The sequence below is a fragment of the Pseudomonas sp. GL-RE-29 genome (assembly GCF_019947275.1).
GTDB classification, from domain to species: Bacteria; Pseudomonadota; Gammaproteobacteria; order Pseudomonadales; family Pseudomonadaceae; genus Aquipseudomonas; species Aquipseudomonas fluorescens_A.
Map to the genome: position 1 here is coordinate 43258 of NZ_JAGYGD010000006.1, position 25589 is coordinate 68846.

Here is a 25589-nt window from a genome sequence, read left to right on the forward strand (position 1 = left end):
TTTATGCGTCGCGCCCTGCTCTTCGCTTGCGCTCTGCTCGCCCTGCCCTTTGCGCAGGCTGCAGACCTTCAACCGTTCTCCGCCAGCTACACCGCCGACTGGAAGCAGCTGCCCATGAGCGGCACCGCCGAACGCAGCCTGACCAAGGAAGCCAACGGCATCTGGAAGCTCACCTTCAAGGCGTCGATGATGATCGCCAGCCTGTCCGAAGAAAGCACCCTGACCGTCGACAAGGACACCCTGCTGCCACAGTCCTACCACTTCGAACGCGGTGGTCTGGGCAAAGCCAAGAAGGCTGATCTGGACTTCGACTGGGCCGCCAAAAAGGTAACCGGTACTGATCGTGGCGACGCCGTGAATATCCCGCTGAACCGCGGCATGCTCGACAAATCCACTTATCAGCTTGCTCTTCAGCATGACGTCGCCGCCGGCAAGAAGAGCATGAGCTATCAGGTCGTGGATGATGGCGAAGTCGATACCTACGACTTCCGCGTGCTCGGTTCGGAAAAAGTCGACACCAAGGCTGGCCAGATCGATGCAATCAAGGTCGAGCGCGTACGCGACCCGACGCAAAGCAAGCGCATCACTGTGCTGTGGTTCGCCAAGGATTGGGACTATTTGCTGGTCCGCCTGCAACAGGTCGAAACCGACGGCAAGGAGTACAACATCATGCTCCTGGACGGCAAGGTCAACGGCAAGACTGTCAAAGGCAGTTGATCCGAACGTATATAAAGAAGCCCCGCAAATGCGGGGCTTTTTTTGATCAAAAGATCGTCCGAGCGCGGCCCGAACCTTCGGCAGCTCCTACGGGAAGATGCGTTCGCCGCAGGCTGCGATCTTTTAAAAAGGAACGCGCAGCAGGCGTATTGCTCTATACCTTCAAGGTCTTTTTTGATCGAATGATTTTTCCTGCCGCCTGCGAGGTTACCCATGACCGTTACCGTCAATACCGTTTCCGCCGAAGGTTTTCGCCACAGCGTCCAGATCGATGACCACGAACTCTTTGCCGATGTCCCGCAGTCCGCTGGCGGCGATGGTTCGGCGCCGGAGCCGCACGATTACTTCGATGCCGCGCTGGGTGCATGCAAGGCCCTGACCTTGAAGTTGTACGCGAAGAAAAAGGACATTCCGCTGACGGGCGTTGGCGTTGAGGTCAAACGCGACAACAGTGAAGAGCAGAAAGGCAAATATGTCCTCCACGTCAAACTGACCCTCAAGGGTGTGCTCACCGACGCCCAGCGTGATGAGTTGCACCGTGTGGCCGACCGCTGCCCGATTCACAAGCTGATGACCACCAGTGAAGTCAGCATCGAAACCCACCTTTCCGAAGGCGCGTTCAGCCAATAGCGGCAACGGCTGCGCAAGCGGGTTATGCTCGAACGCATCACCCGCTCAGCCTGGAACGCACCATGAACACTCCGCTCGTGATCCGCCCCCGCGCCGAAGATGTCGAAGGCCAGCCGATTCTTCGTCCGCTGCCTTCTGCCAAATGCCGCAATGTCGGGCCCTTCGTGTTTTTCGACCACATGCTCGAAACCGAGTATCCGGCCGGCAAAGGCATGAACATCCGACAGCACCCGCATATCGGGCTGTCGACCCTCACCTACTTGTTCGACGGGCAGATCCAGCACAAGGACAGTCTCGGTTCTGATCAGGTGGTCAATGCTGGCGATGTCAGCTGGATGACCGCCGGCAGCGCCATCGCCCACGTTGAACGCACGCCTCAGCCGCTATGGGACCAAAGTTTCAAGATGCACGGTTTGCAGATCTGGCTGGCGTCCCCGAAAGATCACGAACAAGGCCCGGGGCATTACAGCCATCACCCAGCGACTACGCTCCCGGTCAGCGACAACCTTGGGGTGAAGATCCGCATGATTGCCGGCTCAGGCTTCTGCCTTGAATCGCCGGTGCCGGTGCTTTCTCCTACGCTATACGCGGAACTGAACCTGCAAACGGCGACGACATTGCTGATTCCAACCGAGCATGAAGAACGAGCGCTGTATGTGTTGAGCGGTGAAGCGCAACTGGATGGCGAGGCAGTAGAACCGCATTCTCTGGTTGTTTTGCCTGCCGGAGAGGAAATGACCCTGTTCGCTGAGAGCGACTGTCATGCCGTGCTGTTCGGGGGAGCACCACTGGACGGACCGCGACGGATCAATTGGAATTTCGTGGCGAGCGATCCGGCAGCAATCGATGAAGCGCGCCGTCGCTGGGCGGCCGGGGATTGGCCTACGGTGCCGGGGGAAGTTGAGCGGATTGAATTGCCTTGAGGTTTTAAGCGCCTGTCATTGCCTCATCGCTGGCAAGCCAGCTCCCACAGTTATCGGCTTGTTCGCAAAACTGTGTACGACACAACTCTTGTAGGCGCTGGCTTGCTAGCGATGGCGGTCATGAGGACGCTATCGCCAGCAAGCCGGCTCCTACAGGATTCGATGTTCGGTACTTTTTTTTCAGCCCTTGAACACTTCATCCAGCAAGTTATGCATCGACGTGAATGCCCGTGCGGCAATCTTCGCGTCGTACATCATCATCCCCGGCACATTCGCATGCGGATCGGTGAACGAGTGGAACGCGCCGCCGTAGCTCAGCAACTGCCAATCCACACCCGCCGCATTCATTTCCTCTTCGAAGGCCGGCAGTTGCTCTTTCGGCACTAATGGATCGGAAGCACCGTGCAGTACCAGCACCTTGCCCTTGATGTTTTTCGCATCGGCCGGATTCGGCGTATCGAGGGTGCCGTGGAACGACACCGCCGCCTTTACCGGCGCACCAGTACGGGCGAATTCCAACGCACAGCAACCACCGAAGCAGAAACCGAATGTGGCCAGCTTCGAAGTATCGACGGCCACTTCGCCCTGGTTTTGCAGCTGTTCGAACGCAACCTGCATGCGCTTGCGCAGCAATGGGCGGTCATTCTTCAGCGGCATCATCGCTGCGCCCGCTTCATCGTTGTTCTGAGGGCGAAGCGATTGGCCATAGAGGTCTGCGATCAGTACCACGTAGCCCTTGGCCGCCACCGACTTGGCGATTTCTTCGGCGCCGGCGCTGACACCCATCCAGTTCGGCGCCATCAACAACCCCGGACGCGGGCCTTTTTGGTCAGCATCAAAAGCCAGACGGCTTTCGTAGGACTGGCCATCAATCTGGTAGGCCACGGAACGTACAGTGATTTGGCTCATTTCTGACTCCTGATTTTTAAACACCAGAATGAAAAAACCCGCCGAAGCGGGTTTTTCTACAACGCAGTTAAGCCGACAGCTCAACCAATAGCTTGTTCAGACGACGCACATAAGCCGCCGGATCCTTCAAGCTGTCGCCGGCCGCCAGGGCTGCCTGATCGAAGAGGATGTGCGACAGGTCGCCGAAGCGCTCGTCGCTCTGCTCGCTATCGAGCTTCTCGATCAACGGGTGAGCCGGGTTGAATTCGAAGATCGGCTTCGAATCCGGAACCTTCTGACCGCTGGCTTCGAGGATCTGACGCATTTGCAGACCCAAGTCCTGCTCGCCGATGGCCAGAATCGCCGGGGAATCGGTCAGGCGATGGGAAACCCGTACTTCAGCAACGGATTCGCCCAGCGCGGTTTTCAGACGCTCAACCAGTCCTTCTTTGGACTTGGCGACTTCTTCCGCGGCTTTCTTGTCCTCCTCCGAGTCCAGGTTGCCGAGGTCCAGGTCACCGCGCGCCACATCGACAAAGCTCTTGCCGTCGAAATCGCTGAGGTAGCTCATCAGCCACTCGTCGATACGGTCAGTCAGCAGCAGCACTTCGATGCCTTTCTTGCGGAAGACTTCCAGGTGCGGGCTGTTTTTGACTTGCGCGTAGGTTTCGCCAGTCAGGTAGTAAATCTTGTCCTGACCTTCCTTGGCGCGAGCCAGATATTCGGTCAGACCGACAACCTGTTCGCCGTCTTCACCGTTGGTCGATGCGAAACGCAGCAAGCCAGCAATTTTTTCTTTGTTGGCGAAGTCTTCTGCCGGGCCTTCTTTCATGACCTGGCCGAAGTTTTTCCAGAAGCCTTTGTATTGCTCAGGCTCGTTCTTCGCCAGTTTTTCCAGCATGTCCAGAACGCGCTTGGTCAGCGCCGACTTCATGGAGTCGATGATCGGGTCTTTCTGCAGGATTTCCCGCGACACGTTCAGCGACAAGTCGTTGGAATCGACCACGCCTTTGATGAAACGCAGGTACAGCGGCAGGAACGACTCCGCCTGATCCATGACGAACACGCGTTGCACATACAGCTTCAGGCCTTTCGGCGCTTCACGCTGGTACAGGTCGAACGGAGCACGGGCCGGCACGTACAGCAGCGAGCTGTATTCGAGCTTGCCTTCGACCTTGTTGTGGCTCCAGCTCAGCGGGTTTTCGAAGTCGTGAGCAATGTGCTTGTAGAACTCCTGGTATTCCTCGTCCTTGATCTCGGTACGCGGACGGGTCCACAGGGCGCTGGCGCGGTTGACGGTTTCCCATTCAACAGCCGGCTTCTCTTCGCCTTCAGCGGCTGCCACTTCTTTCGGCAATTCGATCGGCAAAGCGATATGGTCGGAGTACTTCTTGATGATGTTGCGCAGACGCCAGCCATCGGCAAACTCGTCTTCACCGGACTTCAAGTGCAGAACGATGCGAGTGCCGCGCTCGGCTTTCTCGACTGTCGCCACCTCGAAGTCGCCTTCGCCCTTGGACGACCAGTGCACGCCTTCGCTGGCAGCACTGCCGGCACGACGGCTGTACACGTCGACTTTGTCGGCAACGATGAAGGCAGAGTAGAAACCAACACCGAACTGACCGATCAGATGCGAGTCTTTCTTCTGGTCGCCGGTCAGGTGCTTCATGAAGTCGGCGGTGCCAGACTTGGCGATGGTGCCGAGGTGCGTGATCGCATCTTCACGGCTCATGCCGATACCGTTGTCTTCAAGGGTGACGGTTTTAGCGTCTTTGTCGAAGCTCACGCGGATTTTCAGTTCGGCGCCACCTTCCAGCAATTCTGGCTTGGACAGCGCTTCGAAACGTAATTTGTCTACAGCGTCAGAGGCGTTCGAGATCAGTTCGCGAAGGAAAATTTCCTTGTTGGAATACAGCGAATGGATCATGAGGTGCAGCAGTTGCTTCACCTCGGTCTGGAAGCCCAGGGTTTCCTTTTGAGTTTCCACACTCATGGTCATCAAACTCCAATCAGATGGCATAAGCCGCGACCTTGAGGGTCGGCGGCGGGTTGTCATCAGAGTTGGGGGCTGTGTTCAGGATTTCAAGGGCTCATCAAGTTTGAAATGCGCCCGGGCCGTGGCGATGGGTTCCGCTTCGGTACTTTGCCAGGCTGTAATCGCCACGTTTGCCACTCGACGCCCCTGGCGACACACCTGGCACCGAGCCCAGGTATCGCGAAATTGCCCGGCGCGCAGGTAGTCGAGAGAGAAGTCGATAATTTTTGGCACGCCGGGTGAACCGGTAAACACCAGCAGATGAAGTGCGGCGGCCAACTCCATGAAACCGGCAATCACACCACCGTGGATCGCGGGCAATAAAGGGTTACCAATGTTGTCCTTGTTGGCCGGAAGACGAAACAGCAGCTCATCCCCCACGCGTGAGCATTCGACGCCAATCAATTGGGCGTAGGGAATCAGGTCCAACAGCGGGCCGTAGTCCCCCCGCTCATGGGCCTGTTGCAGTTGCTCCTTGAATGACTCGCTCATTTCGCACCTCCGGCGATGGCGCCGCCAAATCCTTTGGTCCCTTTAATGGCTTTGCCCATGCGCATGAAAGTGCCCACCACATGGGCAATGGGTTGCTGGGGATCATCCTGATAGGCGAAGCCGCGGGCGAAAATCACGTCGGTGGTTACCCGGTAGCACTGGGCGAAGCCGTAGACATCCTTATGCGGCTCGGCGGCGTGCATGTAGTCGATGCGCAGGTCGAGGGTGGGGCAGACTTCAAATTCCGGCAACACGCAGAGGGTGGACATGCCGCATGCGGTGTCCATCAGGGTAGTCAGCACACCGCCGTGGATCACACCGGTTTGCGGGTTGCCGACGATCTTCGGGCTGTACGGCAGGATGACCGTTAGTCCGTCGCTGCTGGCGCTATGAACGCGCAATCCAAGTACCTGGCAATGTCTGAGCGCCGAAAGAAATCGTGTCGCGCGCTCAAAAACGGGGTTCTCGGTCATGTGATAAACACTCTTCTTAGTATGCAAAAATCGTATTGGGCGGATTCGTAAAAGTTCCCGTGGGAATAATCTTATATATCTGAACGAATTGAGGAACTTAACCCTAATGGCCATGCTCGAAAGGCCAGTAGATATTTTCCATAAGGAGAAACACCCCATGCGTAAGACTTTAGCTATTGCCTTGATGTTGACCGCTTCCCTCGGTCTCGCTGCCTGCGATAAAAAATCCGAGGACAAAGCTCAAGATGCCAACCAACATGCTGAGCAAGCTCAGCAAGACATGAACAAAGCTCAGGATAAAGTGAACGACGCTGCGAAAGAAAACGCCGAAGCTGCCAAAGCTCAGGCCGAATCGAACGAAGCCGCCGCAAAAGAAGCCGCACCTAAAAACTAAGTCGTTTTTAGCGTGTGAAAAGAAAACCCGCCAAGTGCGGGTTTTCTTTTGTCTGCTGTTTTGTTGCCTTCCCGGCGTTAGAGCAAAATCGTTCTAAAAGTCGGACTAATCATCAATAACAACGAACAGATTAAACCCACCAGCCAAACCAGACTGCGCTGCCAGGCCAGATCTTTCCAGTAACACACCAAGTAGATAATGCGCGCGATCACAAAGATGATCGCCAGCCAATCGATCAGCCATCCCGCCGTTTGCGTGGTATGCGCCATCAGCACACCCACCGCAAACAGTATGAACGCCTCGAAGCTGTTCTGATGCGCCGCCACTGCACGGGCACCAAACCCCGTGAGCTGATCTTGTTGCTGGCGCGGCAGGTGATTGTTGTACCCGCCCTGCTCTTTCATCGCCTTGGTCACAGGCATTCGCGCCACGTAAATCAGCAAGGCACTGATAAACACACACCAGAAAGGAATACTCATCAAACAGCCTCTTTACTCACCTCGGGCAACGGCGCCTCAGTAGGGGTATAGACCATCACATCAAGAACGTCGGAGTGAAACTCGCGACGGTACAAAACCAACACCACACCGGCACTCATCAACATGAACAACCATGGGCTGACAAACCAGGCCAGCATGGTCATGCCGAAGTAATAAGAACGCAGGCCAAAGTTGAACTGGTTGGCGGCCATTGAGATGACACGCGCAGCGCGGGCGGCAAAGGCTTTGCGCTCCTGTTCGGAAACATGTCGCTCGCCGACCATGGGTGCCGAGCCCACCAGGATGGCCGCGAAGTTGTACTGACGCATGCACCAGCTGAAAGTGAAAAACGCATAAACGAACACCAACGCCAGGCACAACAACTTGATCTCCGACATCCCCTGGGACGCCTGTTGCACCATCGGGATATCCGCCAACAACGACACCGCCCGTTCGGAAGCCCCGAGCACCGTGAGAATACCGGCGAGGATAATCAACGTACTGGAGGCGAAGAACGAAGCGTTGCGCTCCAGGTTGCCAATCACGCTGGCATCGGCGATGCGGTTGTCACGCAGCAACATTCGACGCATCCAGTCCTCACGATACAAGTGCAACACACTGGCCAGGCACGCGGTGTCACGGCCTTTCCATGTGGCATAGCGGGTGTAACCGCCCCAGCAGATGACAAACCAGATGGCAGCAAGGATATGGATCAGATTGGCTTGGATGAACGACATGCAGGTCCTTGTGATGTATTTGCGGAATACACAATCCCTGTAGGAGCAAGCTTGCTCGCGATTGCGACGGGTCAGTCAACAGCACTACTGAATATACCGACGCCATCGCGAGCAGGCTCGCTCCCACAAAGGGTTTTGCAGTGCTTCGACGTTAGCCCAAGAAAAAAGACACTGCATCCAGCCCATAAAAAATGCCCCGTATCGATTGATACGGGGCATTTCTGTTTTGCTCACAGGCCCGCTTGTGACGGGCCGGCAACGCTTAAGCCAACGCTTCTTCGCGCTTGCCCAGCAGACGGTCGCAAACCACAGCAACCACCAGGGTCATTACCGACGGCACCAGCCACGCCAGACCCTGCTCGCTCAACGGCAAATGCGCCATTTGGCTCGGCATCCAGTCCGCCAGGCCGGCACCCTTGAGAGCGTCGATCAGGCCGAAGATGAACGACACCAGCATGACCGGACCGAGGATACGACCCTGCTCATGCCAGAAGTCCTTGCAGAAGCTCAGCGCCACCAGAACGATGCATGGCGGGTAGATCGCGGTGAGTACCGGGATCGAGAACGCAATCAGCTTGGTCAGGCCCAGGTTGGACACCAACAGTGAGAATGCGGCGAGGATAATGACCAACGTCTTGTAGGACAGTGGCAGTACACGGCTAAAGTATTCCGCACAGGCACAGGTCAGGCCAACCGCCGTCACCAGGCACGCCAGGGAAATCAGCACCGCGAGGAAACCACTGCCCAGAGAACCGAATGTGTGCTGCACGTAAGCGTGCAATACCGCCGCGCCATTGGTCGCGCCAGCCGCCACTTCATGGCTGCCCGAACCGAGGCGGAACAGGCTGACGTAAACCAGTGCCAGACCTACACCGGCAATCAGCCCGGCGATGATCGCGTAACGGGTAATCAGCGCAGGCGATTCGACACCCCGGGAGCGGATCGCGTTGACGATGACGATGCCGAATACCAGGGCGCCCAGGGTATCCATGGTCAGATAACCATTGATGAAGCCTTGGGAGAACGGTGCAGCAACATACTCAGGCGTTGCATGACCAATGTCACCGGCCGGCAAAGCGAATGCGGCGATACCCAAAACGGCGAGCGCGATGATCTTCAGCGGCGCGAGGAAGCGTCCAACGGTGTCCAGCAAACGCCCCGGATACAGCGAGATGAAGAACACCAGCAGGAAGTACACCGAGCTGTAGAGGAACAGCGCCAACGGGCTCTCGCCGGTCAACGGCGCCAGGCCGACTTCGAAAGATACGGTCGCAGTACGCGGAGTCGCGAACAGCGGGCCGACAGCGAGGTAGCACGCCGCTGCCAGCAGGCCACCGGCGACTTTACCGATCGGGCTGCTCAGCGCGTCCATGGCGCCGCCAACCTTGGCCAGCGCCACTACAGTGATCACTGGCAGACCGACCGCCGTGACCAGAAAGCCCAGCGCCGCCATCCAGACGTGAGGCCCGGACTGCAAACCGACGATAGGCGGGAAGATGATGTTGCCGGCCCCGACGAACAGGGCAAACGTCATAAAACCAAGTGCCAGGATGTCCTGGCCTTTCAACACTTTCATTAAGGAAATACCACACTACTGAATCGGAATTTAGAGAGGGATTTCCCTATGGGTGAGGGAAATGCTGTCGGTCCGTATGGGACCAACCCTTTAAGCGCGTTGCAGCCTTGTGGGCGCGGTCGCAAAAATGGCGCGTAGCCTAACGAATTTGGGCGGCAAACGCACTGTTAAAGGGCGAACTATCCGATACGCGACATTTCTTTGTCGCGTTTACATATCTATATTTCATGAAATGTCCCTGTGGCGAGGGAGCTTGCTACCGCTCGACTGCGAAGCAGGCGTAATGCCAGACAACGCATTTCATCTTTTAAAACGCGGCTGTATGTTTTTGGGGCTGCTTCGCAGCCCAGCGGGAGCAAGCTCCCTCGCCACAAAAAAAAGCCTCATGTGTTTCTCATACACCTGAAACGACAAAGGCCACCCGAAGGTGGCCTTTGTTTGGTGAAGCGTCAGTTAAGCGCGAGGCTTACTTGACAGCCCAACCAGTCAGCTCGGCCAGGGCCTTGCCGATGTCTGCCAGCGAACGCACGGTTTTAACGCCTGCGTCTTGCAGAGCAGCGAATTTCTCGTCTGCAGTGCCTTTGCCGCCAGAGATGATTGCGCCAGCATGGCCCATGCGCTTGCCCGGAGGAGCAGTCACACCAGCGATGTAGGAAACAACCGGCTTGGTCACGTGTGCCTTGATGTAGGCAGCCGCTTCTTCTTCAGCCGAACCGCCGATCTCACCGATCATTACGATCGCTTCGGTCTTCGGGTCTTCCTGGAACAGCTTCAGGATGTCGATGAAGTTCGAACCCGGGATCGGGTCACCACCGATGCCGACGCAAGTCGACTGACCGAAACCGGCGTCAGTAGTTTGCTTCACAGCTTCGTAGGTCAGGGTGCCGGAACGGGAAACGATACCGACCTTGCCTGGCAAGTGAATGTGACCTGGCATGATGCCGATCTTGCATTCGCCTGGGGTGATCACGCCTGGGCAGTTAGGGCCGATCAGGGTGATACCCAGCTCGTCGCACTTAACTTTAGCGTCCAGCATGTCCAGGGTAGGAATGCCTTCGGTGATGCACACGATCAGCTTGATGCCGCCGAAGGCAGCTTCCAGGATCGAGTCTTTGCAGAAAGGAGCCGGAACGTAGATAACGCTGGCGGTGGCGCCAGTGGCAGCTACAGCGTCTTTCACGGTGTTGAACACTGGCAGACCCAGGTGCTCGGTGCCGCCTTTACCAGGAGTTACACCACCAACCATCTTGGTGCCGTACTCGATGGCTTGCTGGGTGTGGAAACTACCTTGCGAACCGGTAATACCCTGGCAGATAACTTTGGTGTCTTTATTGATCAGGACGCTCATTATTTGCCCTCCGCAGCTTTGACAACTTGTTGAGCAGCGTCGGTCAGGCTGGTAGCAGCGATGATGTTCAAACCGCTTTCTGCCAGTACTTTAGCGCCCAGCTCAGCGTTGTTGCCTTCAAGGCGAACAACAACCGGGATTTTCACGCCGACTTCTTTCACTGCACCGATGATGCCTTCGGCAATCATGTCGCAACGAACGATGCCGCCGAAGATGTTAACCAGTACTGCAGCGACGTTGGTGTCGGACAGAATGATTTTGAAAGCTTCGGTAACGCGTTCTTTGGTAGCACCGCCGCCCACGTCGAGGAAGTTGGCTGGTTTGCCGCCATGCAGGTTGACGATGTCCATGGTACCCATGGCCAGGCCAGCACCGTTGACCATGCAACCGATGTTGCCTTCCAGCGCTACGTAGTTCAGTTCGAACTTGGCAGCGTGCGCTTCGCGCGGATCGTCTTGCGACGGATCGTGGAAAGTCTTCAGCTTAGGCTGACGGTACATGGCGTTGGCGTCGATGTTGATCTTGGCGTCGAGGCAGTGCAGATCGCCGTCAGCCTTGATCACCAGCGGGTTCACTTCCAGCAGGGCCAGGTCGTGATCCTTGAACAGTTTGGCCAGACCTACGAAGATCTTGGCGAACTGGGCAACTTGCTTGCCTTCCAGACCCAACTGGAATGCCAGCTCGCGACCCTGGAATGGCTGAGCGCCAACCAGTGGATCGATAGTGGCTTTCAGAATTTTTTCTGGAGTGTCGTGAGCGATTTTCTCGATGTCCACGCCACCTTCGGTGGAAGCCATGAACACGATACGACGGCTCGAACGGTCAACGACAGCGCCCAGGTACAGCTCTTTAGCGATATCAGTGCACGATTCAACCAGGATCTTGGTGACTGGCTGACCATTGGCGTCAGTCTGGTAAGTCACCAGACGCTTGCCCAGCCACTGCTGTGCGAATGCCTTAGCGTCTTCTTTGCTGCGAACCAGCTTAACGCCGCCCGCTTTACCGCGACCACCAGCGTGGACCTGGGCTTTGACAACCCACTCGGTGCCGCCGATTTTGTCGCAAGCTTCTGCTGCTGCTTCCGGGGTGTCTACCGCGTAACCGGTGGAAACTGGCAGGCCGTACTCAGCGAACAGCTGCTTACCCTGATACTCGTGAAGATTCATGCTTATTACCGTCTTCGTTAGGTACTGCGCATTCGGTGCTGCACTTATTGAAGTGCCGCACCACCTGTGACTGCTGCTTGCGTAGCCTTTCCGGACAACCGGTGCAGCTACGCAAGGCTGCGTCCAGCGGACATTCCGCGGTGAGTCTTGCATGCAAGGCTCACGACGGGCCGTACCGCCGTGGTTTCTTATTGTGTCTTAACGCTTCTTGCGGTTGGCGATGTGGATGGCGCCGCCATTCACTGCCAGAGCAGCTTCATGCAAGGCTTCAGACAGGGTCGGATGGGAGAAAACCATCATGCCCAGGTCTTCAGCGCTGGTGCCGAATTCCATACCGATTGCGCCCTGCTGAACCAGTTCGGCAGCGCTTGGGCCGATCACGTGGACGCCCAGTACGCGGTCGGTCTTGGCATCTGCGATGACCTTGACGAAACCGCCGGTATCGTTGGCAGCCATGGCACGGCCAGAGGCTGCGAACGGGAAGGTGCCGACGTTAACTTCAACGCCTTCAGCTTTCAAGGCCTGCTCGGTTTTACCAACCCACGCGATTTCCGGGTGAGTATAAATAACCGAAGGGATCAAATCATAGTTCATCTGGGCTTTGTGGCCCTTGATGCGCTCGACGACCATGATGCCCTCTTCCGAGGCCTTGTGCGCCAGCATCATGCCGCGAACCACGTCACCGATGGCGTAAACGCCCGGTACGGTGGTGGCGCAGTGATCATCAACGTGCACGAAACCGCGCTCGTCCAGGGTCACGCCGCAATCAGCGGACAGCAGATCAGTGGTCACCGGACGGCGACCAACGGCTACGATCAGCTTGTCGAAAGTGATGTTCTGTTCGCCGTTGGCATCGGTGTAGTTCACAACGACTTCGTCGCCGTTCACTTTGGAACCGGTCACGCGAGCGCCCAGCTTGATGTCCAGACCCTGTTTGGTCAGGGTTTTCAGCGCTTCCTTGGAAACGGCAGCGTCAGCGGCCATCAGGAAGGTGTCCAGGGCTTCCAGGACAGTCACTTCTGCACCCAGACGCGACCAGACCGAACCCAGTTCCAGACCGATAACGCCAGCGCCGATCACGCCCAGACGCTTAGGTACGGATTGGAATTCCAGTGCGCCAGTCGAATCGACGATCACATTCTGGTCGACCGGAGCCGGTGGAATGTCGATCGGACGCGAACCTGGAGCCAGGATGACGTTTTCGGCTTCGATGATTTCTACCGAACCGTCAGGCTTGGTGACTTCAACTTTCTTGCCAGCCAGCAGCTTGCCGTGACCCTCGATGGAGGTCACGCCGTTGGCTTTGAACAGGGTCGCAACGCCAGAGGTCAGGCCTTTGACGATGGTGGCTTTACGGCCAACCATTGCACCCACGTCCATGGTCACGCCAGCGTGATTGATACCGTGGATCGCGAAGCCTTCTTTCGCTTCCTTGTATTTCCAGGAGCTGTCCAGCAGCGCCTTGGATGGAATGCAGCCGACGTTCAGGCAAGTACCGCCCAGAGCCAGTTTGCCTTCCTTGTCGGTGTACTTCTCGATGCAGGCAGTGGAGAGACCCAGCTGCGCGGCCTTGATGGCAGCAACGTAACCGCCAGGGCCCGCACCGATCACTACTACGTCAAATTTCTGCGACATTAAAAAAATCCTCTTTAGCGAAAAGCTTCAAGCCGCAAGCTGCAAGCCAAGCTGCGGGTTTTCCGACAGCTCGAGCTTGCAGCTCATGGCTGCTTCTATCAGATATCCAGCAGCAAACGAGCCGGATCTTCCAGCAGGTTCTTGATGGTCACCAGGAAGGTCACAGCTTCTTTGCCATCGATCAGACGGTGATCGTAGGACAGAGCCAGGTACATCATCGGACGGATAACGACCTGACCGTTGATCGCCATAGGACGCTGCAGAATGTTGTGCATGCCCAGGATAGCGGCTTGCGGCGGGTTGACGATCGGGGTCGACATCATCGAACCGAAAGTACCACCGTTGGTGATGGTGAAAGTACCACCGGTCATTTCGTCCATCGACAGCTTACCGTCGCGGGCTTTCTTGCCGAAGGTGGCGATGCCGCCTTCGATTTCAGCCAGGCTCATCAGTTCGGCGTTACGCAGAACCGGTACGACCAGGCCGCGATCGCTGGAAACCGCAACGCCGACGTCAGCGTAGCCGTGGTAAACGATGTCGCCGCCGTCGATCGAGGCGTTGACAGCCGGGAAGCGTTTCAGCGCTTCGGTGGCCGCTTTCACGAAGAACGACATGAAGCCCAGGCGCACGCCATTGTGGGACTTCTCGAACAGATCCTTGTACTTCGAACGCAGGGCCATGACTTCGGTCATGTCGACTTCGTTGAAAGTAGTCAGCATCGCCATGTTCGACTGAGCTTCAACCAGACGCTTGGCCACGGTGGCGCGAACGCGGGTCATCGGTACGCGCTTCTCGATGCGGTCGCCAGCGGCGAACACAGGAGCGGCGGCCGAAGGAGCAGCAGCCTTGGCAGGCGCGGCAGCCGGAGCGGCTTTCTTGGCAGCAACAGCTGCAACCACGTCTTCCTTGGTCACACGACCGCCTTTGCCAGTGCCGGCAACGGAAGCGATGTTGATGCCGTTTTCTTCAGCCAGCTTGCGAGCAGCCGGTGCAGCAACAGGATCGTCTTCGCCTTCGGCAGCTGGAGCAGCAGCTTGTGCAGCGGCCGGAGCAGCAGCAGCGGCAGCCGGGGCAGCAGCAGCGCCGCCCGCTTCGATGGAGCCCAGGACTTCGTCGGACAGAACGGTGTCGCCTTCGTTCTTGACGATAGCGCCCAGCACGCCGTCAGCAGTGGCCAACACTTCCAGCACAACCTTGTCGGTTTCGATGTCGACGATCAGGTCATCACGCTTTACAGCGTCGCCCGGTTGTTTGTGCCAGGTGGCAACGGTGCCGTCGGCAACCGATTCCGGGAAAGTGGGGGCTTTGATTTCGATAGCCATTATCTGTGGGTCCTTAAATTCGGTTTCAGGTGCGCGAAGGCGTTAAACAGTAAAGGCGTCTTGCAGCAGTTTTTCCTGCTGCTCAGCGTGCATCGATGCATAACCGCATGCGGGTGCAGCAGAAGCCTCACGGCCCGCGTACTCGAGTACGAGAGACTTGTCGAGGTTGCTGATGCTGCGACGCATGTGGTGTTGGCTGCAGTACCACGCACCCTGGTTCATCGGCTCTTCCTGACACCAAACGGCATGCTTGACGTTGGTATAAGGAGCCAGGACTTCTTTCAAGTCGTCCTCAGGGAATGGGTACAGCTGCTCGATACGCACGATGGCGATGTCATCACGACCTTCGGCACGGCGTTTTTCCAGCAGGTCGTAGTAGACCTTGCCGCTACACAGGACAACGCGCTCGACCTTGGACGGGTCTTGAGCATCGATTTCCGGGATCACGGTCTGGAACGAACCTTCGGCCAGATCTTCCAGGGTCGAAATGGCCAGTTTATGACGCAGCAGCGACTTCGGAGTCAGAACGATCAATGGCTTGCGCAGTGGGCGAATCACCTGACGGCGCAGCAAGTGATAAATCTGAGCCGGCGTTGTCGGTACGGCTACCTGAATGTTGTGCTCGGCGCACAGTTGCAGGTAACGCTCGAGACGAGCCGACGAGTGCTCCGGACCCTGACCTTCATAACCGTGCGGCAGCAGCATGGTCAGACCGCAGAGACGGCCCCACTTGTGCTCGCCACTGGTGATGAACTGGTCAATAACGACCTGGGCGCCGTTGGCGAAGTCGCCGAACTGGGCTTCCCAGATAACCAGCGCATCAGGCGTGGTGGTCGAATAACCGTACTCGAACGCCAGTACCGCTTCTTCGGACAGGAACGAGTCGTACAGGTCGAAACGTGGCTGACCGTCGTACAGGTTCTGCAACGGGATGTAGGTGCCCGCGTCTTTCTGGTTGTGCAACACGGCATGACGGTGCGAGAACGTACCGCGGCCGATGTCCTGGCCGGTCATGCGGATCGGGTGACCTTCGAACGCCAGGGTCGCGTACGCCATGGTTTCGGCGTAACCCCAGTTGATCGGCAGGCCGCCGGCTTGCATCTTCTGACGGTCTTCGTAGATTTTCGAGACCTGGCGCTGTACCACGAAGCCTTCCGGGATTTCCAGCAGCTTGGCGGACAGTTCCTGCAAGGTCTTGAGGTCGAAGCGAGTGTCGTGACGCGCGGTCCAGGCGTGGCCCAGATACGGACGCCAGTCCACGAACAACTCTTTGTTCGGCTCTTTGACCAGGCTTTTCACTACGTGCAGACCGTTGTCCAGCGCGTTGCGGTATTCGTCGACTTTCGCCTGAACACGCTCTGCGTCGATGACACCGCTCTGGGTCAGACGATCGGCATACAGCTCACGGGTGGTGCGCTGTTTGGTGATCTGCTGATACATGATCGGCTGGGTGCCACTTGGCTCGTCGGCCTCGTTGTGGCCGCGACGACGGTAGCAGACCAGGTCGATCACCACGTCACGCTTGAACTGCATGCGGTAGTCGATGGCCAGTTGGGTCACGAACAATACGGCTTCCGGATCATCACCATTCACATGGAGGATCGGCGCCTGGATCATTTTCGCGACGTCGGTGGCGTACTCGGTGGAACGCGAGTCCAGCGGGTTGCTGATGGTGAAACCAACCTGGTTGTTGATCACGATGTGCACGGTACCGCCGGTCTTGAAACCGCGGGTTTGCGACATCTGGAAGGTTTCCATCACCACGCCTTGACCGGCGAATGCCGCGTCACCGTGGATGGAGATCGGCAGAACCTTCTCACCGGTAGGGTCGTTACGACGATCCTGACGGGCACGGACCGAACCCTCGACCACTGGAGAAACGATTTCCAGGTGGGACGGGTTGAAAGCCATGGCCAGGTGAACTTCACCGCCGGTGGTCATGACGTTGGACGAGAAGCCCTGGTGGTATTTAACGTCACCGGAACCCAGCTCGACCTTCTTCTTGCCTTCGAACTCGTCGAACAGCTCGCGCGGGTTCTTGCCGAAGGTGTTGACCAGCACGTTCAGACGGCCACGGTGGGCCATGCCGATGACGATTTCCTTGGTGCCGTAGGAACCGGAACGCTGGATCAATTCGTCGAGCATCGGAATCAGGCTCTCGCCGCCTTCCAGACCGAAACGCTTGGTGCCCGGGTATTTGGTGCCCAGGTATTTTTCCAGGCCTTCACCGGCAGTGACGCGCTCGAGCAAGTGACCCTTGATGTCGGCCGAGTACGTCGGACGGCCGCGCACGCTTTCCAGACGCTGCTGGAACCACTGGCGCTGCTCGGAATCGGTGATGTGCGTAAATTCAGCGCCGATGGTGCGGCAATATGTCTGCTGCAACGCTTCGTGAATTTCGCGTAGGCTCGCTTCCTCTTTGCCGATGAACAGGTCGCCGGCACGGAAGGTCGTATCAAGATCGGCATTGGTCAAGCCGTAATGATTGATTGACAGGTCTGCAGGTGCAGGACGCTGCCACAGCCCCAGCGGGTCAAGCTGGGCTGCCTGGTGGCCACGCATACGGTAGGCCTGGATCAATCGCAGCACTTCAACTTGCTTCTTCTCGTGCTCACTGCTCACGCTGCCGGCGGAAACCGGTTGGGCGCGGCGCTGGTTCTTTGCCAGCAAGACGAAATGATCGCGAATTGTGGAGTGCGAAACATCGGTGGCAGTGTTGCCGTCAGCAGGCAACTTCTGGAAGTAGGTGCGCCACTCTTCTGGCACAGCGTTAGGGTCGTGCAGGTAGAGCTCGTAGAGCTCTTCCACATAGGCAGCGTTACTACCGGATAGGTAGGCGCTGTTCCACATGCGCTGCATCACGCTTTCTTGCATGCTTGGTCACCCTCGGTTAGGGGAACACCACCGGCGTCGACACCGAGCAAACTTGCAGAAGTCCGAATGCAGCGACTAAAACAAGCCACTAGGATCACACTGATAGTCCGGGTACCAGCCCGGATGCCCCTGCTTGTCTCATTTCTTCAAAATAAGAGCTGCAGCCTTTTAAGCTGCTGCTCAGGTTAAAACTACGGCGCCGGTTGAAGCCTGCGCCGCAGCATCTACGGGTACAGCGGTTACAGCAGCTGAATCACACGCCGCTCGAGAGCAACATGTTACGGATGTGACCGATGGCCTTAGTCGGGTTCAGGCCTTTCGGACATACGTTGACGCAGTTCATGATCCCGCGGCAGCGGAATACGCTGAACGGGTCATCCAGCGAAGCCAGACGCTCGGACGTCTTGGTATCACGGCTGTCTGCCAGGAAGCGGTACGCTTGCAGCAGGGCAGCTGGACCCAGGAACTTGTCCGGGTTCCACCAGAAGGACGGGCAAGAGGTCGAGCAGCAAGCGCACAGGATGCACTCGTACAGACCGTCGAGCTTTTCACGCTCTTCAGGGGACTGCAGACGCTCGATGGCCGGAGCCGGAGTATCGTTCTGCAGGTAAGGCTTAACCTTCTCGTATTGCTTGTAGAAGATGCTCATATCGACGACCAGGTCACGGATAACCGGCAAACCTGGCAGAGGACGAACGATCAACTTGTTACCTTTTACAACGGCGGACAGCGGCGTGACGCACGCCAGGCCGTTTTTGCCGTTGATGTTCATGCCGTCGGAACCGCAAACACCTTCACGGCAAGAGCGACGATAGGAGAAACCCTCGTCCTGCTCTTTGATCAGGGCCAGCACGTCCAGCACCATCAGGTCTTTACCACCGGTATCAACCTGGAATTCCTGCATGAACGGCGCGGCGTCCTGATCAGGGTTGTAACGATAAACGCTGACTTGCAACATGGCGGCCACCCTTAATAAGTCCGAATCTTAGGTTCAAAAGTCGGAACCGTCTTCGGCGAGAAGTTCACGGCACGCTTGGCCACGCGCTTCTCACCCGGGAAGTACAGGGTGTGGCACAGCCAGTTTTCGTCGTCACGATCTTCGAAGTCTTCACGGGCGTGAGCGCCGCGGGACTCTTTACGTACTTCGGCAGCGATGGCGGTAGCTTCGGCCACTTCCAGCAGGTTCTGCAGTTCCAGAGCTTCGATACGCGCAGTGTTGAACGCCTGCGACTTGTCGTTGATCTTGACGTTGGCGATGCGCTTGCGCAGATCAGCCAGCTGGGCAATACCCTTCTGCATGTATTCGCCAGTACGGAATACACCGAAGTAGTTCTGCATGCAGTTTTGCAGTTCGCGACGCAGGGTTGCCACGTCTTCGCCATCGGTACGCTCGTTCAGAGCGGACAGACGCGCCAGGGCCGCAGTGATATCGGCGTCGGTGGCGTCGTCGTATTCGATACCGTCGGTCAGCGCCTTTTCCAGGTGCAGGCCGGCAGCACGGCCGAAGACCACCAGGTCGAGCAGCGAGTTGCCGCCCAGACGGTTGGCACCGTGAACCGATACGCAAGCCACTTCGCCTACAGCGAACAGACCAGGGATGATGGTATCTACGCCTTCGGCGTTCTGAGTGATCGCCTGACCATGAATGTTGGTGGCAACGCCGCCCATCATGTAGTGGCAGGTCGGAACAACCGGAACCGGGGCAACAACCGGGTCAACGTGAGCAAACGTCTTCGACAGTTCGCAGATGCCTGGCAGACGGCTGTGCAACACTTCCTCGCCCAAATGGTCGAGTTTCAGCATTACGTGGTCGCCATTCGGGCCACAGCCGTTACCGGCGATGATTTCTTTAACCATCGAACGGGCAACAACGTCACGACCCGCCAGGTCTTTCGCGTTCGGAGCATAACGCTCCATGAAACGCTCGCCGTGCTTGTTGATCAGGTATCCACCTTCACCACGGCAACCTTCTGTTACCAGTACACCGGCGCCGGCGATGCCGGTCGGGTGGAACTGCCACATTTCGATGTCTTGTACCGGTACGCCAGCACGCAGAGCCATGCCGACGCCGTCACCGGTGTTGATCAGGGCGTTGGTGGTGGACGCATAGATACGACCTGCACCGCCGGTGGCCAGAACAGTAGCCTTGGCACGGATGTAGGTGGTTTCGCCGGTTTCGATGCAGATGGCGATCACGCCGACGAAGTCGCCTTGACCGTTTTTCACCAGATCAACAGCGTAGTACTCGTTCAGGAACGTAGTACCGGCTTTCAGGTTGCCCTGATAAAGGGTGTGCAGCAGGGCGTGACCGGTACGGTCGGACGCTGCGCAGGTACGAGCAGCCTGGCCGCCTTTACCGTAGTCCTTGGACTGACCGCCGAACGGACGCTGGTAGATGCGGCCTTGTTCGGTACGGGAGAACGGCAGACCCATGTGGTCCAGTTCGAAAACTGCAGCCGGGCCTTCCTGACACATGTATTCGATAGCGTCCTGGTCACCGATGTAGTCGGAACCCTTGACGGTATCGTACATGTGCCAGCGCCAGTCATCGTTCGGGTCAGCGGACGCGATCGCGCAGGTGATGCCACCCTGTGCCGATACGGTGTGCGAACGAGTCGGGAAAACCTTGGTGATTACGGCAGTCTTGTGACCACCTTGTGCCAGTTGCAGCGCTGCGCGCATGCCGGCACCGCCACCACCAATAATGATGGCGTCGAAAGAAATCGTTGGAATGTTAGCCATGACTCAGATACCCCAGAGAATCTGCACACCCCAGACGAAGTAAGCGAACATCGCAACGCCGCATACTGCCTGGAAAAGGAAACGTATTGCAGTCGCGGACTTGCCGAACGCCATTGGCGTCAGGTAGTCGGTCGCGATGGTCCACATGCCGACCCAGGCGTGAGCGCCGAGGGCAACGAGGGCCAGGAGACTGAAGATACGCATCCAGTTATTGGCGAACAGTTCATGCCATTGGGCGTACTCGAGGCCAGGGTGGGCCACGACGTATCCGATCAGGAAAATGAAGTAAGCCGCGAGAACGACCGCAGACACACGTTGCGCCATCCAGTCATAGAGGCCCGAACGCGACAGGTTCGTGACGTTAGTTACCATATCCAAACTCCTGCCAGAACGATTACCACCACGGAAACGGCGATAACGATTTTCGAGCCCAGCTTGCCGCCTTCCAGCGTCTCACCGATGCCCATGTCCATGATCAAATGGCGCACACCGGCAACCAAGTGATACAGCAGAGCGGACAGGATGCCCCAAATCACTAGCTTGGCTAGCGGACTGGTCAGACACGCTTTCACCTGACCGAAGCCTTCCTCGGAGCTCAGCGACTTGTCCAATGCGTAAAGCATGATGGCAAGGCACACGAAGAGGATGACACCGGAGATACGGTGAAGAATGGACGTGTAAGCAGTGACTGGGAGTTTGATGGTCCTTAGGTCTAGGTTTACAGGTCGTTGGCTTTTCACGGCTTTTTTTTCACACTGAAGAGCCCCTAACAATCAGGGCAAAGTTGTTGGGGAGTGCACTGGTCAGGTAACCACCACCCAGGGAGGCGACCCCCAATAAAGCAAGCCCAAAAGCCCTTGGCGGTCGGCTGCCGAGTATAGACAGTTAGGCTACTAATGACAACGCAAAGACCTCACCCAAACAGCTGATTGCACAACTGACATAAAAGGCGTAAATGGCAGGCAATTTCGAGAAAAAAGTGCGGTTAAAGCCTTCTGGAGCAAGACTTTAGGCAAATTGACATTCGAATTTATCTCACTATAGTGGTGCGGGCCCTGCGTGGGGGGTCTGTCTGATGATTTCAAGCATAAATAGGAGGCCACATGGCTGACAAAAAAGCGCAGTTGATCATCGAGGGCGCAGCCCCCGTCGAGCTGCCCATTTTAACCGGCACCGTTGGTCCCGATGTTATCGATGTTCGGGGTCTGACGGCCACGGGCCGCTTCACCTTTGACCCTGGTTTCATGTCGACCGCTTCCTGCGAGTCGAAGATCACCTATATTGACGGTGACAACGGCATTTTGTTGCACCGGGGTTACCCGATCGAACAGCTGGCTGAAAAGTCGGACTATCTGGAAACCTGCTATCTGCTGCTCAACGGCGAACTGCCGACCGCAGAGCAGAAGGCCCAGTTCGTCAGCACCGTGAAGAACCACACCATGGTTCACGAGCAGCTGAAGACTTTCTTCAACGGCTTCCGTCGTGACGCCCACCCGATGGCTGTCATGTGCGGCGTAGTCGGCGCCCTTTCGGCGTTCTACCACGACTCCCTCGACATCAATAACCCGCAGCATCGCGAAATCTCCGCGATCCGCCTGGTTGCCAAAATGCCGACCCTGGCAGCGATGGTTTACAAGTACTCCATGGGCCAACCCATGATGTACCCGCGCAACGACCTGACGTACGCGGAAAACTTCCTGCACATGATGTTCAACACCCCGTGCGAGATCAAACCGATCAGCCCGGTGCTCGCCAAGGCCATGGACCGGATTTTCATCCTCCACGCCGACCACGAGCAGAACGCATCGACCTCTACCGTTCGTCTGGCGGGCTCTTCGGGTGCCAACCCGTTCGCCTGTATCGCCGCCGGTATCGCTGCACTGTGGGGCCCTGCCCACGGCGGCGCGAACGAAGCTGTTCTGACCATGCTTGACGAAATTGGCGATGTTTCGAACATCGACAAGTACATCGCCAAGGCCAAGGACAAGAACGATCCGTTCAAACTGATGGGCTTCGGTCACCGCGTTTACAAAAACCGCGACCCACGCGCCACCGTAATGAAGCAGACCTGCGACGAAGTGTTGAAGGAACTGGGCATCAACAACGATCCGCAACTCGAACTGGCCATGCGCCTGGAAGAGATCGCCCTGACCGACCCGTACTTCATCGAACGCTCGCTGTACCCGAACGTCGACTTCTACTCGGGGATCATCCTCAAGGCGATCGGCATTCCAACCAGCATGTTCACCGTGATCTTCGCCCTGGCGCGGACCGTTGGCTGGATCTCCCACTGGAAAGAAATGCTCTCCAGCCCGTACAAGATTGGCCGTCCACGCCAGCTGTACACTGGCTACGAGTCGCGTGACATCACCAAGCTGGAAGACCGCAAGTAAGAGTTCTCTTGCTATAGCGTGTTGAGTTGCACCGGAAACGGCCTCCTGCTTTATATAAAGAGCAGGAGGCCGTTTTTGTTTGTGCTGCTTTTGATCTTGCTGTTGCTTTGGCTTTTGCTTTACCCGCCCCTTCGGGAGGCTGAGTGGAGGTGTTCATCCGGGGAGTGGCGCGCAGCGCCGTTCGACGCAGTCGAACACGCTGCATGTAGGTCGTAGCGAAGCAGACCGGAGGGCAGTGCCCCCGGATGAATACCGGAGCGAAGGAACGCCGAGCCTTAGCGAGGGGCCGGACGCTCGGGGCGAGCCTTTTTTTGCTTACTTTTTTTTGGCGCTTGAAAAAAAAGTGAGTCGCCGTAAGGGCGAAACCATAGGTGGCCGTTACCGCAGGAATGGATATGTACACCATAAAAAAACCACCGCCTGATACAAAGCAATCGCGAGCAGGCTCGCTCCCACAGTAGATCGAGTCCTCCCGCCAAATTCAGGTCGATTACCGCCCAATAAAAAATGCCCCGATCTCTCGACCGGGGCACCTTGTACAACTGCGTTACTTATATAAAAGCTTCAAGCCTTAGTGCGAAACCGCCCCACTCGCCCCAAGACCTGTCTGCGAACGAACAAACTGCGGGAAGAACAGCGCCCGCTCGTTATCAGCCGCAGTCGACTTGTCGGTGATCGAGAAGAACCAGATCCCGACAAAAGCAATGATCATCGAGAACAGCGCCGGGTACTCGTACGGGAAGATAGCCTTCTCGTGATGCAGGATCTGCACCCAGATGGTCGGACCGAGCACCATCAAGCCAACGGCACTGATCAAGCCCAGCCAGCCGCCGATCATCGCACCGCGAGTGGTCAGCTTTTTCCAGTACATGGAAAGCAGCAGGACCGGGAAGTTGCAGCTCGCCGCGATGGAGAACGCCAGGCCCACCATGAACGCAATGTTCTGGCTTTCGAACAGGATGCCCAGGCCGATAGCCAGCACCGCCAAAGCGATGGTGGTGATTTTCGAGACGCGGATTTCATCCTTCTCGTTGGCCTTGCCCTTCTTGATCACGCTGGCGTACAGGTCATGGGACACCGCCGAAGCACCGGCCAGGGTCAGACCGGCAACCACTGCCAGGATGGTCGCGAACGCTACCGCCGAGATGAAGCCCAGGAAGATACTGCCACCGACCGCGTTGGCCAGGTGCACCGCCGCCATGTTGTTGCCACCCAACAGCGCGCCAGCCGCATCTTTGAACGCAGGGTTGGTGCTGACAAGCAGGATCGCGCCGAAGCCGATGATGAAGGTCAGGATGTAGAAGTAGCCAATGAAGCCGGTAGCGTACAGCACGCTCTTGCGAGCTTCTTTCGCGTCACTCACGGTGAAGAAGCGCATCAGGATGTGCGGCAGGCCAGCAGTACCGAACATCAGTGCCAGACCAAGGGAGAACGCCGAAATCGGATCTTTCACCAGACCGCCCGGGCTCATGATCGCTTCACCTTTCGGGTGAACCTTGATCGCCTCGGAGAACAGTGCGTTGAAGTCGAAGTTGACGTGCTTCATGACCATCAGCGCCATGAAGGAAGCGCCGGACAGCAGCAGGACAGCCTTGATGATCTGCACCCAAGTGGTCGCCAGCATGCCGCCGAACAACACGTACATGCACATCAGGATACCGACCAGGATTACCGCAACGTGGTAGTCGAGACCGAACAGCAGCTGGATCAGCTTGCCGGCACCGACCATTTGCGCGATCAGGTAGAACGCCACCACCACCAGCGAACCGCAGGCGGACAGCGAGCGGATCTGGGTTTGCCCAAGGCGATAGGACGCCACGTCGGCAAAGGTGTATTTACCCAGGTTACGCAGGCGCTCGGCGATCAGGAACAGAATGATCGGCCAGCCCACCAGGAAGCCGATCGAGTAGATCAGGCCGTCGTAGCCGGAGGTGAACACCAGCGCGGAAATACCCAGGAAAGACGCCGCAGACATGTAGTCACCGGCAATCGCCAGACCGTTCTGGAAACCGGTGATCTTGCCGCCCGCCGCGTAGTAGTCGGAGGCCGACTTGTTTTTCTTGGACGCCCAGTAAGTGATGCACAGGGTCGCACCAACGAATGCGACGAACATCAGAATCGCGGACACGTTAAGCGGTTGCTTCTGCACGGCGCCGGTCAGGGCGTCAGCCGCCCAGGCGCCCGGTGCGAAGGCTGCGATGCTCAATAGAGCCATTAGACGCCGGATCATTGCTGAGCCTCCTTGAGAATCGCATTGTTCAGGTCGTCGAATTCGCCGTTGGCGCGTCGCACGTAGATACCGGTCAGTATGAAGGCCGAAACAATCAGCCCGACACCGATCGGTATGCCCCAGGTAATCGATGACTCAGGGCTGATTTTCGCCCCCAGTACATGCGGCCCGTAAGCAATCAAAAGGATGAATCCGGAGTAAAGCCCTAGCATGATCGCCGAAAGAATCCAGGCGAATCGTTCCCTCTTGCTAACCAGCTCCTTGAAGCGCGGGCTGTTTTGAATCGAGAGGTAAATGCTGTCGTTCATTGTTTTTATCCTCGCAGCACAGATTTAGTTGGAACGGTATCCACTCTATGCGGCTGCGGGGCAGGTTCCAGACGACCTTAGTCTTAGAACCACATGACGTATTTGCCAATTATCAGCAGGAAACAATTTCCCGACCTTCCACATGACTGTAGGAGCTGCCACAGGCTGCGATTTTTTGATCTGGCTTTTTAAAGCGAAGATCAAAAAATCGCAGCCTGCGGCAGCTC

The 25589-nt window shown here is 57.2% G+C and carries 23 protein-coding genes; 5 read left to right on the forward strand and 18 right to left on the reverse strand.

Going from position 1 to position 25589, the window contains the following annotated elements; all coding sequences use genetic code 11:
* Positions 1–3: 3 nt before the first annotated feature.
* The 3 genes from KGB21_RS07320 to KGB21_RS07330 all read left to right on the forward strand — a co-directional run bounded on the left by KGB21_RS07320 (position 4) and on the right by KGB21_RS07330 (position 2270).
* On the forward strand, positions 4–717 hold the full coding sequence (locus tag KGB21_RS07320; protein WP_034146360.1) for a DUF3108 domain-containing protein: 714 nt from the start codon (positions 4–6) through the stop codon (positions 715–717).
* 213 nt (positions 718–930) lie between these two features.
* Positions 931–1347, forward strand: a complete 417-nt coding sequence (locus tag KGB21_RS07325; RefSeq protein ID WP_223504500.1) for an OsmC family protein — start codon at positions 931–933, stop codon at positions 1345–1347.
* A gap of 62 nt (positions 1348–1409) precedes the next feature.
* Positions 1410–2270, forward strand: a complete 861-nt coding sequence (locus tag KGB21_RS07330; RefSeq protein ID WP_034146358.1) for a pirin family protein — start codon at positions 1410–1412, stop codon at positions 2268–2270.
* A gap of 180 nt (positions 2271–2450) precedes the next feature.
* Here the strand turns inward: KGB21_RS07330 and KGB21_RS07335 are convergent, their stop codons facing one another.
* The 4 genes from KGB21_RS07335 to KGB21_RS07350 form a co-directional block, all read right to left on the reverse strand.
* Positions 2451–3179, reverse strand: coding sequence for a dienelactone hydrolase family protein (locus KGB21_RS07335; protein WP_223504501.1), 729 nt, complete (start codon positions 3177–3179; stop codon positions 2451–2453).
* Positions 3180–3246: 67 nt separating this feature from the next.
* Positions 3247–5151: a molecular chaperone HtpG gene (gene htpG / locus KGB21_RS07340; protein ID WP_223504502.1), complete on the reverse strand. Its 1905-nt coding sequence runs from the start codon at positions 5149–5151 to the stop codon at positions 3247–3249.
* Positions 5152–5232: 81 nt separating this feature from the next.
* Positions 5233–5685, reverse strand: a complete 453-nt coding sequence (locus KGB21_RS07345; protein ID WP_223504503.1) for a PaaI family thioesterase — start codon at positions 5683–5685, stop codon at positions 5233–5235.
* The gene (locus KGB21_RS07350; protein ID WP_034146355.1) at positions 5682–6158 is read right to left on the reverse strand and encodes a PaaI family thioesterase; all 477 of its coding nucleotides are present in this window, start codon (positions 6156–6158) and stop codon (positions 5682–5684) included. The genes KGB21_RS07345 and KGB21_RS07350 overlap by 4 nt, the downstream gene beginning before the upstream one ends.
* A 157-nt stretch (positions 6159–6315) precedes the next feature.
* Between KGB21_RS07350 and KGB21_RS07355 the strand changes: the two genes are divergently transcribed.
* Entirely contained in the window at positions 6316–6552 is a 237-nt protein-coding gene (locus tag KGB21_RS07355; RefSeq protein WP_034146354.1) for a hypothetical protein, read from the forward strand.
* A 77-nt stretch (positions 6553–6629) separates the two neighbouring features.
* On the opposite strand, the gene KGB21_RS07360 is transcribed toward KGB21_RS07355, so the two are convergent.
* From KGB21_RS07360 to sdhC, 12 genes are all read right to left on the reverse strand, one after another.
* Complete coding sequence (locus KGB21_RS07360) at positions 6630–7031, reverse strand: MAPEG family protein (RefSeq protein WP_034146353.1); 402 nt, start codon at positions 7029–7031, stop codon at positions 6630–6632.
* A complete protein-coding gene (locus tag KGB21_RS07365) occupies positions 7031–7768 on the reverse strand; it encodes a DUF599 domain-containing protein (RefSeq protein ID WP_223504504.1) in 738 nt (245 codons plus the stop codon). The genes KGB21_RS07360 and KGB21_RS07365 overlap by 1 nt, the downstream gene beginning before the upstream one ends.
* 262 nt (positions 7769–8030) lie before the next feature.
* A complete protein-coding gene (gene brnQ, locus KGB21_RS07370) occupies positions 8031–9344 on the reverse strand; it encodes a branched-chain amino acid transport system II carrier protein (RefSeq protein WP_223504506.1) in 1314 nt (437 codons plus the stop codon).
* Positions 9345–9810: 466 nt separating this feature from the next.
* Complete coding sequence (sucD, locus tag KGB21_RS07375; protein ID WP_008032672.1) at positions 9811–10692, reverse strand: succinate--CoA ligase subunit alpha; 882 nt, start codon at positions 10690–10692, stop codon at positions 9811–9813.
* Complete coding sequence (gene sucC, locus KGB21_RS07380; RefSeq protein WP_007898980.1) at positions 10692–11858, reverse strand: ADP-forming succinate--CoA ligase subunit beta; 1167 nt, start codon at positions 11856–11858, stop codon at positions 10692–10694. The genes sucD and sucC overlap by 1 nt, the downstream gene beginning before the upstream one ends.
* A 198-nt stretch (positions 11859–12056) precedes the next feature.
* On the reverse strand, positions 12057–13493 hold the full coding sequence (gene lpdA, locus KGB21_RS07385) for a dihydrolipoyl dehydrogenase (protein ID WP_034146350.1): 1437 nt from the start codon (positions 13491–13493) through the stop codon (positions 12057–12059).
* A 98-nt stretch (positions 13494–13591) separates the two neighbouring features.
* Positions 13592–14815, reverse strand: a complete 1224-nt coding sequence (odhB, locus tag KGB21_RS07390; protein WP_223504508.1) for a 2-oxoglutarate dehydrogenase complex dihydrolipoyllysine-residue succinyltransferase — start codon at positions 14813–14815, stop codon at positions 13592–13594.
* A gap of 42 nt (positions 14816–14857) precedes the next feature.
* On the reverse strand, positions 14858–17689 hold the full coding sequence (locus tag KGB21_RS07395) for a 2-oxoglutarate dehydrogenase E1 component (protein ID WP_034146348.1): 2832 nt from the start codon (positions 17687–17689) through the stop codon (positions 14858–14860).
* Between the two features lie 253 nt (positions 17690–17942).
* Positions 17943–18647, reverse strand: a complete 705-nt coding sequence (locus KGB21_RS07400) for a succinate dehydrogenase iron-sulfur subunit (protein WP_008063297.1) — start codon at positions 18645–18647, stop codon at positions 17943–17945.
* 11 nt (positions 18648–18658) lie between these two features.
* Positions 18659–20431: a succinate dehydrogenase flavoprotein subunit gene (sdhA, locus tag KGB21_RS07405; protein ID WP_034146347.1), complete on the reverse strand. Its 1773-nt coding sequence runs from the start codon at positions 20429–20431 to the stop codon at positions 18659–18661.
* 3 nt (positions 20432–20434) lie between these two features.
* Positions 20435–20803 (reverse strand): succinate dehydrogenase, hydrophobic membrane anchor protein, encoded by a 369-nt coding sequence (sdhD, locus tag KGB21_RS07410; RefSeq protein WP_034146346.1) that lies wholly within the window; start codon positions 20801–20803, stop codon positions 20435–20437.
* On the reverse strand, positions 20797–21171 hold the full coding sequence (sdhC, locus tag KGB21_RS07415; RefSeq protein ID WP_016773673.1) for a succinate dehydrogenase, cytochrome b556 subunit: 375 nt from the start codon (positions 21169–21171) through the stop codon (positions 20797–20799). Before sdhC ends, sdhD begins: the two co-directional genes overlap by 7 nt.
* A gap of 363 nt (positions 21172–21534) precedes the next feature.
* Here sdhC and gltA point away from each other — a divergent pair, with 363 nt between their 5' ends.
* Positions 21535–22824, forward strand: coding sequence for a citrate synthase (gene gltA / locus KGB21_RS07420; RefSeq protein ID WP_017337241.1), 1290 nt, complete (start codon positions 21535–21537; stop codon positions 22822–22824).
* A 571-nt stretch (positions 22825–23395) separates the two neighbouring features.
* On the opposite strand, the gene KGB21_RS07425 is transcribed toward gltA, so the two are convergent.
* Together KGB21_RS07425 and KGB21_RS07430 are read right to left on the reverse strand one after the other, a co-directional pair.
* A complete protein-coding gene (locus tag KGB21_RS07425) occupies positions 23396–25054 on the reverse strand; it encodes a cation acetate symporter (protein WP_034146345.1) in 1659 nt (552 codons plus the stop codon).
* A complete protein-coding gene (locus tag KGB21_RS07430; protein ID WP_008061165.1) occupies positions 25051–25362 on the reverse strand; it encodes a DUF485 domain-containing protein in 312 nt (103 codons plus the stop codon). Before KGB21_RS07430 ends, KGB21_RS07425 begins: the two co-directional genes overlap by 4 nt.
* Between the last annotated feature and the right edge of the window lie 227 nt (positions 25363–25589).